The following is a 14,529-nucleotide window of genomic DNA, read 5'->3' as shown; positions in this document are numbered from 1 at the left end:
TTTACAGGCCCTTCAGCACCCCGGTCTCCTCGTTGAAGGCCCGGATCAGCTCATCCAGGGCGTCGGCCTGGCTGTGGACGTCGGCCCACTCGGTGCCATACCACAGAGCGTCCAGCTCCTGGGTGGTCTTGCCCTGCTGCTCCACCCAGGTGTAATACTTCAGGTTGTGGACCCGCTTGCGGTCGTAGTAGCCCAGCTCCGCCATGCAGTCGGTCTTGAGCCCCATGAGATGGAGGGCGTAGTCGAAGGCGGCGGCTTTGGCGTCGTATTCGCCCAGCTGCTGGGCCAGCTCCGCCAGACGGGAGCGGTACATATCCGCCGAGTCGGTGAGGACGGTACACACCACGTCGTGCTCGGTGAGCTCGTAGTACTTGGCCATCTTGATGCAGCACAGCACGTTGGCAATGCCCGAGATGCCCATGAGGGACAGCTGCTCCACCAGCTGGGGGTCAACACCGGCCTCGATCAGCCGGGCCTTGCCCGCCGGCTCGTTGAACAGCCGCAGCAGGGCCATGGCGTCGTTATCGTCCACGTCGATGACCATGTCGGTGTTCTTCACGTCGTGGATCCAGGGCACGTGCTTGTCGCCGATGCCCTCCACCCGGTGGTCGCCGAAGCCGTTGTTCAGGATGGTGGGGCACTGGACGGCCTCGCCCACCGCCAGCTTCATGGCGGGGTAGACCTCCTTCAGATAGTCGCCGCAGCCGATGGTGCCCGCCGAGCCCGAGGTGAAGCAGGCGCCCGCCAGCTTGTCGCCGGGGCGCTTGGCGTCCTCGAAAGCCTGAGCCACCGCCGCGCCGGTGACCTTGTAGTGCCACAGGTGGTTGCCCATCTCGGCAAACTGGTTGAAGATCATGCAGGAGGGGTCCCGGCTGAGCTCGTTGGTCTTGTCAAAGATCTCCTTCACGTTGGACTCGCAGCCCGGGGTCTTGATGACCTCCGCATCGATGGAGGCCAGCCAGTCAAACCGCTCCTGGCTCATGCCGGCGGGCAGGATGGCCACGCCGTGGACCCCCAGCAGCCGGGAGTTGAAGGCGCCGCCCCGGCAGTAGTTGCCGGTGGAGGGCCACACCGCCTTCTGGGAGGCGGCGTCAAACTGGCCGGTGACCAGACGGGGGGCCAGACAGCCGAAGGAGGCGCCCACCTTGTGGCAGCCGGTGGGGAACCACTTGCCCGGCAGGCACAGAATGCGGGCGGGCACGCCGGTGAGGGCGGGGGGCAGCTCGATGTAGTTGGGGGCGGAGCGGTACAGGCCGCCGGACGCCACGGGCTGGTTCTTCCAGGTGATGCGGAACAGGTTGGCCGGGTCCACATCCCACAGCCCCACATGGGTCAGCCGGTCCTGAATGGGCTGGGGCACCGTCTCCGGATGGATCATATTCTCAAAGGTGGGGATCACAACGCCATTTTCCCGGGCAATACGGATGTTATGCTCCAGGCCCTGGCGGCAGATGGTCAGGTCGATCATACACAGGCCTCCTTACCGAGATACTTACCAACATGATAGCACATGCCGCTGAGAAATCAAGGAAAAGTATCCCACACCACTGGGAAAAAGCCTGTCGGATTTGTGGAGAGACAACAAAGGAGCGCGACAGTCCCCAAAATGGCAAAGCCATTTTGGGGATCAGGATGCAGCCCACTGCGTCGCACGCGCAAAGCGCGTACGCTTGTGGGCTGAGCAGTGTTTTTTCCGAGGCACATGTCCCCGGAAAAAACAGATCTGAATTTATTTCACGCCTGCGGGCGCGAACTCTGCGAGGCTTTTAAGAAGCGAAAGGAGCGCGCCGCCTTGGGCGGCGCGCTCCTTCTGAACATCAGTCAGTTGTTGTCGGCCTGCTGGACCTCCACCTGGGACAGGAAGGCGTTGGGGTAGTCCTTGAGCACCTCCAGGGTATGGAGGGCGCTCTTCTGCAGGGTGATGGTAATGGTGTAGGTGTCCTCCTGCACAGCGGAGCCCGTGGGGCCGTATTCCTGCACAGCCACGGTATTGGCAGTGTTGGAGGTGCTGCCCAGAGGCACCCGGTAGGTGAGCTCCAGATCGGCGTAGCAGCAGTTGTCCATCCGGTTCCGGTCCTCCAGCAGGTAGCGGCGGCCCAGGTTGCCCTCGGCGATGTCGGTCTGAATGGCCTCCATCAGGGGCTCCAGCAGCTCAGAGGGCAGATACTCAAAGCCGTAGGTGTCCTCCTGGGGATTGTAGAGGTTGACAATGGCCACGCTCACCAGCTGATCCTCCGGCTCTACGTTGCCGAAATAGCTGTCGTACACCACATCGGGCCGGTTGAGGAGGGCGGAGAGCCTGGCGGAGAGGGTGGTGGAGTCGGTCAGGTCGGCAGAGGTCACCGGGAAGACATACTTGCGCTGCATCACCGAGCCGTCCTTTATGGAATAGGTGAGGATGATGCTTTCGGAGGTGCCCTCCTGGATGTCCACGCCGTCGGCGTCGGTGGTCCACACCTCGGAGCTGCCGCTCTGGCTCTGCCAGTCCTCCAGAGCCGCCTTCTGCTGGGTAATGGCGGTGTGGAGATCCAGCACATCCTGGATCACCTCGGGATCGTCGGAGAACAGGGGACTGTCGCCGCCGTCCCGGGGGGTGGTATCCAGACCGTAGATGCGCACGCTCTCCACCTGGGAGGCGTCGGGCACCGCGTTCTCAAAGCCCATCAGGTCCAGCTCCAGGGCCCCCATGCCGGCGCACAGGCACAGCAGGAAGACCACGCAGCCCTTCCAGCTGGTTTTGAACACCCAGAACCGCTTGCGCAGCAGCATCTCGGCGATGAAGCAGCCCACAGCGCCCCACAGTACCATCCAGCCCAGCAGAACCCAGGGACTGGTGGGGAGCAGGGCATAGAAAATGGAGTAGAAGAAGGTGCCCAGAGCCACGGCGGCACACAGGGAAACCCCGTACCGGAACACCGGGCGCATCCAGCCCACGGTGATCACGTCCCCCGCCCGCTCCAGCTGGCGGCGGCGGTAGAGGATCAGGGCCACCACAGCCAGCGCCAGGCCGATGAGGGCGTAGAGGGTCACCAGACCCAGGCCGTGGAACTGGTAGTTTCCGTCGGCGGCGCTGGGGCCGCTGGCGGTGCCGTGGGTCAGCTTGAGGGCGGGGGAGAACCACTCGGAGGCTTCCTCCATCCACACCGCGCCGGTGAAGCCGAAGAGGAACTGCCGGGCGATGGTCTCCAGCAGGTAGGTCACAGCGGGCACCACAAAGCTGAGGATCAGATAGAAGGCGGGCAGGGCCAGGATGTGGCCGGTGAACATGGCGCAGAACACGGCGAAGGAGTAGAAGAAGAGGCACAGCATGCTTGTGACCACCAGCCAGGTGAACAGGCTGCTGAACACCACCGCGCCGTTGAGGGCCTCCGCCGCCAGAGCCAGCAGGAACACGAGGAAGTTGGGGACGATGAGGAAGACCAGCCCCGACAGGTAGTTGGTGAGGAAGAGCCCCTCCCGGCGCATGGGCAGGGCGTGGAGCATCCCCACCGAGCGGGCGGAGTACAGGTAGGAGAAGACCGCCATGGCCGCCAGGATGCCGAACACGAAGGCCAGCGCCAGGGCGGTGCTGCCGCCGCCGATGTGCTGCAGGGGATAGGAGCGGGCCTCATAGTCCGTCCAGTAGGTCTTCTGGATCAGAATACCCACCGGCATGAGCACCACCCAGATCAGGGTGTACAGACCCCAGATGGGCCAGAACCGGGCCAGATTCTTCCCCAGCAGGGTCATGTTAAAGTACGATGTCCCGGACCGCATAGTCCTCACCTCCCAGCTCGTAAATAAAGATCTCCTCCAGGGTCAGGGGCAGGGCCTCCATGAGAATGGGGGCGTAGGCCGCCAGCCGGTTGGTCACGTCGGTGGCGTTGCCCCGGATGATGAGGGTGTGGATGCGGCCCACATGGGACACATGGAGCACCTCCAGGTCCTCGGGCAGCTGGGGCAGCTCCCGCTCCTGGAAGACGATCTGCATTTTGACCACGTTCTCCTGCAGATCGGACAGGGAACGCTCGATGAGCACCTTGCCGTGGGACAGGATGCCTACGTGGTCGCACACGTCCTCCAGCTCCCGCAGGTTGTGGGAGGACACCAGCACGGTGGTGCCGTGCTCGGCCACGTCGCCCATGAGCAGGGACCACACCTGGCGGCGCATCACCGGGTCCAGACCGTCCACCGGCTCATCCAGCACCAGCACCTCCGGCCGGCAGCACAGGGCCAGCCAGAAGGCGGACTGCTTCTGCATGCCCTTGGACAGGCGGCGGATGGGCTGCTTCTCGTCCACAGTGGTGAACACGTCCTTCAGAGCCTCATAGCGCTTGTGATCGAACCGGGGATAGAACCCCTTGTAAAAACGCATCATGTCCCGGGTGGAGGCGGACAGGAAGTAGTACAGCTCATCGGGAATGTCGGCAATGCGGGCCTTGGCGGCGGGATTTTCGTAGATGGGGTTGCCGTCCAGCAGCACCGAGCCCGAGTCCTGCCGGTACACGCCGGTGACATGGCGCAGCAGGGTGGACTTGCCCGCGCCGTTGGGACCCACCAGGCCGTAGATGGAGCCCTGGGGCACCGTCATGGTCAGGCCGTCCAGAGCTTTAAAGCCGTCAAAGGTCTTGACCACATTTTTGGCTTCGATCATGGTTTCCTCTCCTCTCTCACCGCCTGGCGGGCGGCGGCCTCGTCCAGACGGCGGGCCAGTTCCCCCGCCGTCATCCCCAGAAACAGCAGCTCCGCCGCCGAGGAGTCAAAGTCCTTCAGCAGGCGCTCCCGCCGGTCGGCGTTTACGTCGGCCTGGGGGGCGGCAAAAGAGCCCTTGCCTGCCACAGTGTACAGATAGCCCTCACGCTCCAGGGATTCGTAGGCCCGCTGGATGGTGTTGGGGTTGATGGCCAGCGACGTGGCCAGCGCCCGCACCGAGGGCAGTTTGTCCCCCGCCTGGAGCGCGCCCGTCACCACCAGGTGCCGCAGCCCATCCTTTACCTGTTCGTAGATGGGCCGGGCGTCCCGGTAATTGAGCTGGATCATCCTGGCATCTCCTTTCCGGAAGTGTATGACACATCTTAGTACAGTCAGTATACACGGGACAGAGGGGAGAAATCCTTAAAAAAGTATAACGATTTTCTTCCGGTTTTCAGGAGGCATAAAAAACGCCCCGCGGTTTTCCGCGGGGCGTTGGAAACGGCAAAAGCCGATCAGCACATGGGCTTCAGGTCGGGGGAGACGATCAGGGTAGCCTCGGTGGCAGCCTGGATCTGCTCCACGGTGAACTCGGGGTTGTACTCCACCAGCTCCAGACCCTTGTCGGTCACGTTGATCACGGCCATCTCGGTGATGATCTTGGTGATGCAGTGCACGGCGGTGTAGGGCAGACGGCACTTCTTCAGGATCTTGGGATTGCCCTTGGCGGTGTGCTCCATGGCAACGATGACTTCCTTGGCGCCCACCAGCAGGTCCATGGCGCCGCCCATGCCGGGCATCTTCTTGCCGGGGATGATCCAGTTGGACAGGGAGCCCTCCTCGTCCACTTCCAGGCCGCCCAGGATGGTGGCGTTGACGTGGCCGCCGCGGATGAAGCCGAAGGAGGTGGCGGAGTCGATGTAGCAGCCGAAGGTATCAGCCTGGGCGGGAGATCCGCCGGCGTCGGTCTTATAGCGGGGGTCGGCCTCCTCGGGAGTGGGCTTGGGGCCGGTGCCGATGATGCCGTTCTCGGACTGGAGGATCACGTGGACCCCCTCGGGCAGATAGGCGGGAACCATGGTGGGCAGGCCGATGCCGAGGTTGACCACGTCGCCGTCCTTCAGTTCCTGAGCCACACGCTTGGCGATAAAGCCCTTGATCTCAGACTTTTCCATTACGCATTCCCTCCATCCACAATGTAATTGACAAAGGCGCCGGAGGTGACCACGTTCTCGGGCTCAATGTCGCCGATCTCCACCAGATGGTCGGCCTCGGCGATGACCACGTCAGCGGCGGTGGCCATCACGATGTTGAAGTTACGGGTGGTGCCCTTGTACCAGACGTTGCCGAACTTATCAATGGTGTGGCCGTTGATGATGGCAAAGTCGGCGCGGACAGGCTGCATCAGCAGATAGTCCTTGCCGTTAATGGTCTGCTTGCCCAGGCACAGGGGGGAATCCTCCACGATGGTGCCCACGCCGGTGGGGGTGAGCACGCCGCCCAGGCCGGCGCCGCCGGCACGGATCATCTCAGCCAGGGAGCCCTGGGGAACCAGGTCCACCTGCAGGGTCTTCTCCACCATGCCCTGGGTGCCCACGTCGGGGGTCATGCCCACGTGGGTGGCGATGACGCGCTTGACCTGATGGTTGTGGACCAGCTTGGCCATGCCGTAGAACTCCTCACCGTTGGGACCCACGGCCATGCCGCAGTCGTTGCCGATGATGGTCAGGTCCTTGGTGCCCTTCTTGGCCAGGGCCTCGATGACCTTGTGGGCGCTGCCGCAGCCCAGGAAGCCGCCGAACATAATGGTGGCGCCGTCGGGGATCATGTTCACGGCTTCCTCAACAGAAATAATCTTGTTGCGCACGTTATTACCCTCCTAAATATAATATAGGGGCCGGCCGGGGCGGCAGCGCCGCCCCGGCGCGGACAGATCAGCACTTCTCGAAGACAGTGGCAACGCCCATGCCGCCGCCGATGCACAGGGTGGCCAGGCCCTTCTTGGCCTCGGGCCGCTTCTGCATCTCGTGCAGCAGGGTAACAATGATGCGGGCGCCGGAAGCACCCACGGGGTGACCGATGGAGATGGCGCCGCCGTTGACGTTGACCTTGTCCATATCGAAGCCCAGCTCACGGGCCACGGCGATGGACTGAGCGGCAAAGGCCTCGTTGGCCTCCACCAGGTCGATGTCCTCGATGGTCACGCCGGCCTTGGCCATGGCGTTGCGGGAGGCGGGCACGGGGCCCACGCCCATGATCTTGGGATCCACGCCGCCCTGGCCCCAGCCGATCAGCTTGGCCATGGGCTTCAGGCCGTACTTCTCCACAGCCTCGCCGGAAGCCAGCACGATGGCGGCAGCGCCGTCGTTGATGCCGGAGGCGTTGGCGGCGGTGACGCGCTGGACGTGCTTCTTGGCGTCGGCCTCGTGGACCTGAGTGACCTCAAAGGTATGGACGATCTCGTCCTCCACGCCCTCGGGACCGGCGGGGAAGGCGCCGCGCAGCTTGGCAACGGACTCCATGGTCACGCCGGCCTTGGGGAACTCGTCCACCTTGAACTCCACCATTTCCTTCTTCTTCTTGACCATAACGGGCACGATCTCGTCCACGAACTTGCCAGCGGCCTGAGCGGCCTCGGTCTTGTTCTGAGAGGACACGGCGAAGGCGTCCATCTCCTCGCGGGTGATGCCCCACACGTCGGCGATGTTCTCAGCGGTGGTGCCCATGTGATAGTTGTTGTAAGCGTCCCACAGGCCGTCCTTGATCATAGTGTCCACGACCTTCTTGTCGCCCATGCGGGCGCCCCAGCGCTCAGCGGGCAGAGCGTAGGGAGCGGCGGACATATTCTCGGTGCCGCCGGCCACGATGACGTCGGCGTCGCCGGCCATGATGGCGCGGGCGCCCTCAATAACGCTCTTCATACCGGAGCCGCACACCATACCCACGGTGTAGGCGGGCACGGAGTAGGGCAGACCGGCCTTCACGCCCACCTGACGGGCGGGGTTCTGGCCCTGGGCAGCGGTCAGGATGCAGCCGAACATCAGCTCGTCCACCTGCTCGGGCTTCAGACCGGCCCGGTTAAGGACTTCCTTGACCACCACGGCGCCCAGATCAGTGGCAGGGGTGTCCTTCAGGCTGCCGCCAAAGGAGCCCACAGCGGTGCGGCAACAGTTGACAACATAGACTTCTTTCATGTGTTTGACCTCCAGATTTTTTCGTTTTCTCCCCTAATAAACCCTTCGTTTCATTATACATCCGCCATTAGTAAAAATCAACTGTGGAAAGTGTGGAAGCGGCTGCCGGCAGCGGGTATCCAATTTATACCAGAGGCACGGGGGCAGGATGGGGTTGCGGCCCGAAAGGCGGGGGGATATAATAAGTAGAAACGAGACCGGACACACCGGGAAAGGAGGGATGGACCCATGCGGGAAGAACATTGGAGCGCCTATCTGGACTGCGTGGGGGAGCTGCTGGCCCAGCCTCAGGTGCAGGCCATGAAGGAGATCCGCCACCATCCGGGGGTGTCCTGCTTTGAGCACAGCCTCTTTGTATCCTATGTGGCCTTCCGGCTGGCCGGGCGCTGGCGGGGGGACCGCCGGGCGGCGGCCCGGGCGGGGCTGCTCCACGACCTGTATCTCTACGATCCCCGGAGCCTGCCCTCCTATAAACAGTGCTTTGCCCATCCCCTGGCAGCCGAGCGCAATGCCCGTGCCCTGTGCGGGGAGCTGAGCCCGGAGGAGGAGAACGGCATTCTGGCCCACATGTGGCCACTGGCCCCCCGGGCGCCCCGCAGCCGGACGGCGGCGGCGGTGTGCCTGGCCGACAAGCTGTGCGCCACGGCGGAGGTGCTGGGGATCTGGCGGCGGCTGGAATTGTACCGGCTGGCCTGGGCCCCGGCGCGGGCGTTCCGTTGAAATTTGGTAAAGAACAGGTAAAGGACGGCGGGGAAATTGTGCAAGGGTGCCAAGTTGGAAAAATGACGGGCTTTTTTTCAAAATTTCGATGCATTTTCTCTGCCCCTTTGCTATAATTATAATGATTCATAATATAGGCTTGATCACGGCCTGTCCGGCGGACAGGCAAATCCATTGTGTTTGAGGTGATCCCAAGTATGAGCGCGACTGGAGCGGTAGTGTTCCTGCCCCGGGAGGGGACCGGCCCGTCACGGATGCTGGAGGAGCTGCTCTTTGATCCGGCGGCTCTCTGGCTGACCGAGGCGCTGGAGGCAGCCGGTGTGGAACAGTTTTTTGTGGTCTGCCACAGCGATGACCGGGAGAAGGCCCGGACCTGCTTCCCCGAGGGCACCGAGTTTGTCACCGGCAGCACCGGAGACGCCCTGGAGCAGCTGATGGACTTCCTGGCCCGGCTGGAGGGCAAGGTGCTGGTCTTTACCCGGCCGGTGCTCCTCTCCTGGCAGAGCGCCCGCCAGCTGGTGGACGACAACTGCTCCGGACCGCTGGACAATAAGGACACCGGCGTGTGCCGCATCGACGCGGCCCTGCTGGCCCAGGCCCTGGCCGACGGCAGCGGCCTGGACGAGGTTTTGAAGGAGAACGCCGACAAGCTGGGCGGCCGCAGCATCTGGTACCAGAGCGCGGCGGTGCTCAAGGCCGGCCCCGAGGGCCGGGTGGAGGCGGAGCTCACCGCCCGCAACTACGGCGCCTACCGGCTGCTGGAGAGCGGCGTTCGCATCATGGACCCCAACACCTGCTATGTGGGACCCCGGGTGAAGGTGGGGGAGGGCACCGTGATCCTCCCCGGCACCATCCTGCGGGGGGAGACCGTCATCGGCGCCGGCTGCGAGCTGGGCCCCAATTCCATGGTGCGGGACTGCACCGTGGGGGACAACGTGGTGGTCAACGCATCCCAGATCAATGAGAGCACCGTGGACGCCGGCACCAAGATCGGCCCCTTTGCCTACATCCGCCCCAACTGCCACGTGGGCGCCAACGTGAAGGTGGGCGACTTCGTGGAGCTGAAGAACTCCACCATCGGCGACGGCACCAAGATCTCCCACCTGACCTATGTGGGCGACTCCGACGTGGGCTGCCGGGTCAACTTCGGCTGCGGCACCGTCACCGTCAACTATGACGGCATCAGCAAGTACCGTACCACCATCGGGGACGACGCCTTCATCGGCTGCAATACCAATCTGGTGGCCCCCGTCCGGGTGGGGGACGGCGCCTACACCGCCGCCGGCTCCACCATCACCGACGAGGTGCCCGCCGACTCCCTGGCCATCGCCCGGCCCCGCCAGACGGTGAAGAAGCAGTGGGCCGCCCGCCGCCGTTCCAGAAGAAAGTGAACCCGCCCCTCACCGGAGGGGTAAAGATAGTTCCGAGCTGCACCATGAAATAGAGAACGACTATATTTGTGAGAGGATGTTTAAAAAAATGATCGCACACGGTAAGGACATCAAGATCTTTTCCGGCACTTCCAACCGCGCTCTGGCTGAGGCCATCTGCAAGGAGATGGGTATGGAGCTGGGCAACGCCGAGGTAGGCGCCTTCTCCGATGGTGAAAACTTTGTCTCCATCTACGAGACCGTCCGCGGCTCCGACGTGTTCGTGGTCCAGTCCACCAGCTCCCCGGTCAACGACAACCTGATGGAACTGCTCATTATGATCGATGCCCTGAAGCGGGCCTCCGCCGGCCGGATCACCGCCGTGATCCCCTACTTCGGCTACGCCCGTCAGGACCGCAAGACCAAGCCCCGTGATCCCATTTCCGCCAAGCTGGTGGCCAATCTGATCACCCGGGCCGGCGCCGACCGGGTGCTGACCATGGACCTGCACGCCAACCAGATCCAGGGCTTCTTCGACATCCCCGTGGACAATCTGCTGGGCAACCCCATCTTCACCAACTACCTGCATGACCGCTTCGCCGGCCAGGAGGAGGACGTGATCGTGGTGTCCCCCGACGTGGGCTCCGTGGCCCGCGCCCGCGCCTTCGCCCAGAAGCTGGGTATGGGTCTGGCCATCGTGGACAAGCGCCGCCAGAAGGCCAACTCCTCCGAGGTTATGAACATCATCGGCGACGTCCGTGGCAAGAAGGTCATCCTCTTTGACGACATGGTGGACACCGCCGGCTCCCTGTGCGGTGCAGCCCAGGCTCTGGTGGAGCTGGGCGGCGCTACCGACGTCATCGCCTGCGCCAGCCACGGCGTGCTCTCCGGCCCCGCTGTGGAGCGCATCGAGAAGAGCGTCATCAAGGAGCTCTACTTCCTGGATACCGTCCCTGCCAAGCAGGGCGTCACCTGCGACAAGATCAAGTATCTGTCCGTGGCCCACATGTTTGCCGAGGCCATCGAGCGCATCTACGAAGAGGTCTCTGTGTCTAAGCTGTTCGTGTAAGAACCGTCCAGGGGGGACGTTGTCTGCCATAAAAGGTGGCTTGCGCCTGATTGGCATCGAACCTGCCCCCGGCAGGTTCGACCCTGGATACGAAACCACCGCGCCGATACAGGGCACGGTAAAAGAGCCTCGCAGAGTTCGTGCCCGCAGGCACGAAAAAGATCTTATCTGTTTTCAGCCGCGACATGTGCGTGGCTGAAAACACTTCTCAGCCTGCAAGTGTGGGATCTGTCCGCTTTGGCGGACAGATCCTGCGCGCGGCGGGCTGCATCCCACTCAAACAAGTGGCTGCGGCCACTTGTTTGACAAATTTAGGGCGGGGGCTTGCCCCCGCCGTTGTCTGTCCAAGGAGCAACTATGTTTTTCAACAAGAATCGAGCCTCCGGCGTGGAATGGCTGGTGGTGGGCCTGGGCAATCCCGGGGACAAGTACGAGAACACCCGGCACAATGTGGGCTTCCTCACCATCGACCACATCGCCGAGGAGCAGCGGGTGCCGGTACAGAAGCTGAAGTACCGCTCACTCACCAACACGGTGGAGCTGGGAGGCGCCAAGGTGCTGCTCATGAAGCCGGTGACCTATATGAACCTGTCCGGCGAGGCGGTGGGGGAGGCCGCCCGGTTCTACAAGATCCCCGCCGACCACGTGCTGGTCATCTCCGACGACGTGTCCCTGCCCATCGGCAAGCTGCGCATCCGCAAGGGGGGCTCCGCCGGGGGCCACAACGGCCTGAAGAACATCATCCAGCACCTGGGCACCGACCAGTTTCCCCGGGTGAAGGTGGGTGTGGGGGAGAAGCCCCATCCCGATTACGACATGGCCGACTGGGTGCTCTCCAAGTTTGTGGGGGAGGACCTGAAGACCATCACTGCCGCCATTGAGAAGGCCGCCAAGGCGGTGGAGTGCCTCATCGCTGAAGGCCCCGACAAGGCCATGAACCAGTTCAACGGCTGAGGGGCTGTTGCCAAATCGTAACTTGCAATTCCCCACGGGGATGCTAGGATAGAAGGAGCGGGCGCGCCCGCTCCTTTTTCGCAGGGGGCGCGCCGGATTTGGGAGGTGGTCTCCATGGCGGGACGCAGGCTGTTTTGCCAGTACGGTCCGGTGTGCTACCGGATCTCCCTGTGGAAAGAGGGGAAACGCAAGGCCCTGGCCGACTGGCGGACCGGAGCCCGCTGGGCGGTCCGGCGTCAGCAGGAGGAGCTGCCTGTGCTCCTCAAGGGGCACCGCTCCCCGGTGCTCCGGCGTTTGAGCGGGGTGGATATGGACCTGCAGCGCAGCAAGCGGACCAATCTGGCCCTGGCCGCCCCCTGCATCGACGGGGTGGTGGTGGCGCCGGGGGAGAGCTTCTCCTTCTGGCGTCTGGTGGGCAAGCCCACCGCCCGGAAGGGCTACCAGGACGGGCTCACCATCGCCAGCGGCATCCTGGGCCGGGCGGTGGGAGGTGGGCTGTGCCAGCTGGCCAACCTGATCCACTACCTGGTGCTCCACAGCCCCCTCACCGTCACCGAGCTGCACCACCACTCGGACGCCCTCTTTCCTGACGACCGCCGCCGGGTGCCCTTCGGTACCGGTACCTCCATCTTCTATCCCCATGTGGATTACCGCTTCCGCAACGACACCGACCAGCCGGTCCAGCTGCGGGTGTGGCTGGACGGGGACGACCTGTGCGGCGAGCTGCGGGGGACGGCCCCTTTCCCCCTGCGCTACCGGCTGCGGGAGGAGGGGAGCGGCTATGTCCGGGAGGGAGCGGAATACTACCGGGTGAGCCAGGTCTACCGCATTGCCTATGACCGGGCCACCGGCGCGGAAGTGGGGCGGGAGCTGCTGCTGGACAACCACTCCAAGGTACTCTTTGATCCCGCACTCATTTCGGCGGATCAGATGTTACCCCGCTGAAAGGAGCGCCCTATGCTGCTGGAACAAATCAAGGCCCATAGCGCCGCCCTGGGGGACCGGCCCGCCCTGATGGCGGGGGAGGAGGTGATCCGCTGGGGGGAGCTGTGGCCCATGGCCCAGGGCCTGGCGGCCAAACTGCGGGAGCAGGGCACCGGCCCGGTGGCCCTCATCGGGGACCCGGGTGAGGTGTGGGTGCCGGTGGCCTTTGTGGCCTGCCTGCTGGCGGGGCGGCCCTATCTGCCCCTGGACCCCCTGCTGCCCCCGGCGGGACAGCGGGAGCTGCTGGAGCAGGCGGGGGCGGTGCTGCTGGACCGGCGGACGGCGGAGGAGGGCTTTTCCTCCGGCCTGTCCTGCCCGCTCCCCGAGGATTCTCACTCCATTGCCTATGAGATCTTTACCTCGGGCAGTACCGGAACGCCCAAGGGAGTGGCGGTGAGCCTGGGCAATCTGGAGCACTTCCTCCGGTGGGCCTCCGCCCTGCCCGATGTGGCCGCCGTCCTGGGCGGGACGGCGGTGGGCCAGGCCTCCTGGTCCTTTGACCTGTCGGTGGCCGACCTCTATCTCTCTCTGCTGGGGGGCGGCACCCACGTGGCCCTCACCGGAGAGGAAAAACAGAATTTTGCCGCCCTGTTCCGCCGGTTGGAGGCCAGCGACCCGTCTCTGCTGGTGGTCACCCCCTCCTTTTTGCGCCTGTGCCTGACGGAGCCCTCCTTTGGTCCCGCCCGGCTGCCCCGGCTGCGGACGGTTTTCTCCTGCGGAGAGGTATTGCCCCCCGCCGCCGCCCGGCGGCTGCTGGACCGGTTCCCCGGTGTGGCCCTCCTCAACGCCTACGGTCCCACCGAGGCCACCTGCGCCGTGTGCGCCGTCCCCATTTCCCGGGAGATGTGCACCGGGCCGCTGCCTATCGGCATCGTTGGGGAGGGAGCTGTGGATATCTCCCTGGAGGAGGGGGAGATCGTGCTCACCGGAGCCAGTGTGGCTCCCCGGTTTGGGGGAACGTATTCCACAGGGGACCTGGGTTATGTGGAAAAGGGCCTGCTCTACTGGGCGGGGCGGCGGGATTTACAGCTGAAGTACAAAGGGTACCGGCTGGAGCCCACCCGCATTGAGGGGGCGCTGGAGGCCCTGCCCCAGGTGGAGCGGGCGGCGGTGCTCCCCCGGTGGGACGGGGCGGGGCAGGTAAAGGGCCTGACCGCCTTTGTGGAGGGGACCGGGCTGGAGCCGGAGAAGCTGGCCCAGGCCCTGGCGGAGCGGCTGCCCCCCAGCCAGATCCCCGGCCAGTGGCGGCTGCTGGACCGGATGCCCCTGACCCACAACGGAAAATGCGACCGGAAACGGCTGGAGGAGATGCTATGATGATGGGTGACGATGTGATCCGGGACCTGCTGGTGCAGGTCTGCGGCACCCGGGAGGCCCTCCGCCCCGGAGCCGACCTGCTGGAGGAGGGCATTTTGGACTCCCTGGCCATGATCGACCTGCTGGAGGGGCTGGAGGACCTGGGCATCCAGATCCAGCCCACCCGGGTGCCCAGGGATGCCTTCCGCACGGTGGAGGGCATCCTGACCCTCTGCCGCCAGGCGGAGAAACAGGAGTAAGTGCGCTTTTA

At 64.2% G+C, this 14,529-nt stretch carries 14 protein-coding genes; 7 read left to right on the top strand and 7 right to left on the bottom strand.

Translation table 11 applies throughout. From position 1 onward, the window contains the following. Position 1: 1 nt before the first annotated feature. The 7 genes from B5G34_RS05220 to B5G34_RS05190 form a co-directional block, all read right to left on the bottom strand. The gene (locus B5G34_RS05220) at positions 2 to 1,468 is read right to left on the bottom strand and encodes a pyridoxal-phosphate dependent enzyme (RefSeq protein ID WP_087334927.1); all 1,467 of its coding nucleotides are present in this window, start codon (positions 1,466 to 1,468) and stop codon (positions 2 to 4) included. Between the two features lie 353 nt (positions 1,469 to 1,821). After that, positions 1,822 to 3,756: an ABC transporter permease gene (locus tag B5G34_RS05215; RefSeq protein ID WP_140397200.1), complete on the bottom strand. Its 1,935-nt coding sequence runs from the start codon at positions 3,754 to 3,756 to the stop codon at positions 1,822 to 1,824. Continuing rightward, a complete protein-coding gene (locus B5G34_RS05210; RefSeq protein ID WP_087334924.1) occupies positions 3,731 to 4,633 on the bottom strand; it encodes an ABC transporter ATP-binding protein in 903 nt (300 codons plus the stop codon). Before B5G34_RS05210 ends, B5G34_RS05215 begins: the two co-directional genes overlap by 26 nt. Continuing rightward, positions 4,630 to 5,019 (bottom strand): GntR family transcriptional regulator, encoded by a 390-nt coding sequence (locus B5G34_RS05205; RefSeq protein WP_087187310.1) that lies wholly within the window; start codon positions 5,017 to 5,019, stop codon positions 4,630 to 4,632. Before B5G34_RS05205 ends, B5G34_RS05210 begins: the two co-directional genes overlap by 4 nt. 167 nt (positions 5,020 to 5,186) lie before the next feature. Then, on the bottom strand, positions 5,187 to 5,846 hold the full coding sequence (locus tag B5G34_RS05200) for a 3-oxoacid CoA-transferase subunit B (RefSeq protein WP_087334922.1): 660 nt from the start codon (positions 5,844 to 5,846) through the stop codon (positions 5,187 to 5,189). Further along, complete coding sequence (locus tag B5G34_RS05195) at positions 5,846 to 6,538, bottom strand: 3-oxoacid CoA-transferase subunit A (protein ID WP_087334920.1); 693 nt, start codon at positions 6,536 to 6,538, stop codon at positions 5,846 to 5,848. The genes B5G34_RS05200 and B5G34_RS05195 overlap by 1 nt, the downstream gene beginning before the upstream one ends. Before the next feature lie 67 nt (positions 6,539 to 6,605). Then, complete coding sequence (locus B5G34_RS05190) at positions 6,606 to 7,865, bottom strand: acetyl-CoA C-acetyltransferase (protein WP_087334918.1); 1,260 nt, start codon at positions 7,863 to 7,865, stop codon at positions 6,606 to 6,608. Between the two features lie 228 nt (positions 7,866 to 8,093). Here B5G34_RS05190 and B5G34_RS05185 point away from each other — a divergent pair, with 228 nt between their 5' ends. The 7 genes from B5G34_RS05185 (at position 8,094) to B5G34_RS05155 (ending at position 14,518) form a co-directional block, all read left to right on the top strand. Then, positions 8,094 to 8,585, top strand: coding sequence for an HD domain-containing protein (locus tag B5G34_RS05185; protein ID WP_087334916.1), 492 nt, complete (start codon positions 8,094 to 8,096; stop codon positions 8,583 to 8,585). A gap of 197 nt (positions 8,586 to 8,782) precedes the next feature. Further along, the gene (locus B5G34_RS19365) at positions 8,783 to 9,976 is read left to right on the top strand and encodes a DapH/DapD/GlmU-related protein (protein WP_087334914.1); all 1,194 of its coding nucleotides are present in this window, start codon (positions 8,783 to 8,785) and stop codon (positions 9,974 to 9,976) included. 88 nt (positions 9,977 to 10,064) lie between these two features. Then, on the top strand, positions 10,065 to 11,024 hold the full coding sequence (locus tag B5G34_RS05175; protein ID WP_087334912.1) for a ribose-phosphate pyrophosphokinase: 960 nt from the start codon (positions 10,065 to 10,067) through the stop codon (positions 11,022 to 11,024). A 357-nt stretch (positions 11,025 to 11,381) separates the two neighbouring features. After that, positions 11,382 to 11,978 carry an aminoacyl-tRNA hydrolase gene (gene pth / locus B5G34_RS05170; RefSeq protein WP_087334911.1) on the top strand — a complete coding sequence of 199 codons (597 nt, stop codon included), beginning with the start codon at positions 11,382 to 11,384 and terminating at the stop codon, positions 11,976 to 11,978. A gap of 114 nt (positions 11,979 to 12,092) precedes the next feature. Next, positions 12,093 to 12,923 (top strand): VanW family protein, encoded by an 831-nt coding sequence (locus tag B5G34_RS05165; RefSeq protein WP_087334909.1) that lies wholly within the window; start codon positions 12,093 to 12,095, stop codon positions 12,921 to 12,923. A gap of 12 nt (positions 12,924 to 12,935) precedes the next feature. Further along, positions 12,936 to 14,279: an AMP-binding protein gene (locus B5G34_RS05160; RefSeq protein WP_087334907.1), complete on the top strand. Its 1,344-nt coding sequence runs from the start codon at positions 12,936 to 12,938 to the stop codon at positions 14,277 to 14,279. Beyond that, positions 14,276 to 14,518, top strand: a complete 243-nt coding sequence (locus B5G34_RS05155; protein WP_162609423.1) for a phosphopantetheine-binding protein — start codon at positions 14,276 to 14,278, stop codon at positions 14,516 to 14,518. The genes B5G34_RS05160 and B5G34_RS05155 overlap by 4 nt, the downstream gene beginning before the upstream one ends. Positions 14,519 to 14,529: the final 11 nt, after the last annotated feature.

Source organism: Flavonifractor sp. An82, assembly GCF_002159265.1.
Taxonomy (GTDB): Bacteria; Bacillota; Clostridia; order Oscillospirales; family Oscillospiraceae; genus Flavonifractor.
The sequence above is the reverse complement of the archived record's forward strand: the minus strand, read 5'-3'. Positions and strand labels throughout refer to the sequence as shown.

Excerpts from the sequence above, each read along its gene's own strand:
- B5G34_RS05210 (WP_087334924.1), bottom strand. The coding sequence starts at position 4,633 with ATGATCGAAGCCAAAAATGTGGTCAAGACCTTTGACGGCTTTAAAGCT.
- pth (WP_087334911.1), top strand. The coding sequence starts at position 11,382 with ATGTTTTTCAACAAGAATCGAGCCTCCGGCGTGGAATGGCTGGTGGTG.
- B5G34_RS05220 (WP_087334927.1), bottom strand. The coding sequence starts at position 1,468 with ATGATCGACCTGACCATCTGCCGCCAGGGCCTGGAGCATAACATCCGT.
- B5G34_RS05165 (WP_087334909.1), top strand. The coding sequence starts at position 12,093 with ATGGCGGGACGCAGGCTGTTTTGCCAGTACGGTCCGGTGTGCTACCGG.
- B5G34_RS05160 (WP_087334907.1), top strand. The coding sequence starts at position 12,936 with ATGCTGCTGGAACAAATCAAGGCCCATAGCGCCGCCCTGGGGGACCGG.
- B5G34_RS05200 (WP_087334922.1), bottom strand. The coding sequence starts at position 5,846 with ATGGAAAAGTCTGAGATCAAGGGCTTTATCGCCAAGCGTGTGGCTCAG.
- B5G34_RS19365 (WP_087334914.1), top strand. The coding sequence starts at position 8,783 with ATGAGCGCGACTGGAGCGGTAGTGTTCCTGCCCCGGGAGGGGACCGGC.
- B5G34_RS05175 (WP_087334912.1), top strand. The coding sequence starts at position 10,065 with ATGATCGCACACGGTAAGGACATCAAGATCTTTTCCGGCACTTCCAAC.
- B5G34_RS05205 (WP_087187310.1), bottom strand. The coding sequence starts at position 5,019 with ATGATCCAGCTCAATTACCGGGACGCCCGGCCCATCTACGAACAGGTA.
- B5G34_RS05215 (WP_140397200.1), bottom strand. The coding sequence starts at position 3,756 with ATGCGGTCCGGGACATCGTACTTTAACATGACCCTGCTGGGGAAGAAT.
- B5G34_RS05185 (WP_087334916.1), top strand. The coding sequence starts at position 8,094 with ATGCGGGAAGAACATTGGAGCGCCTATCTGGACTGCGTGGGGGAGCTG.
- B5G34_RS05190 (WP_087334918.1), bottom strand. The coding sequence starts at position 7,865 with ATGAAAGAAGTCTATGTTGTCAACTGTTGCCGCACCGCTGTGGGCTCC.
- B5G34_RS05155 (WP_162609423.1), top strand. The coding sequence starts at position 14,276 with ATGATGATGGGTGACGATGTGATCCGGGACCTGCTGGTGCAGGTCTGC.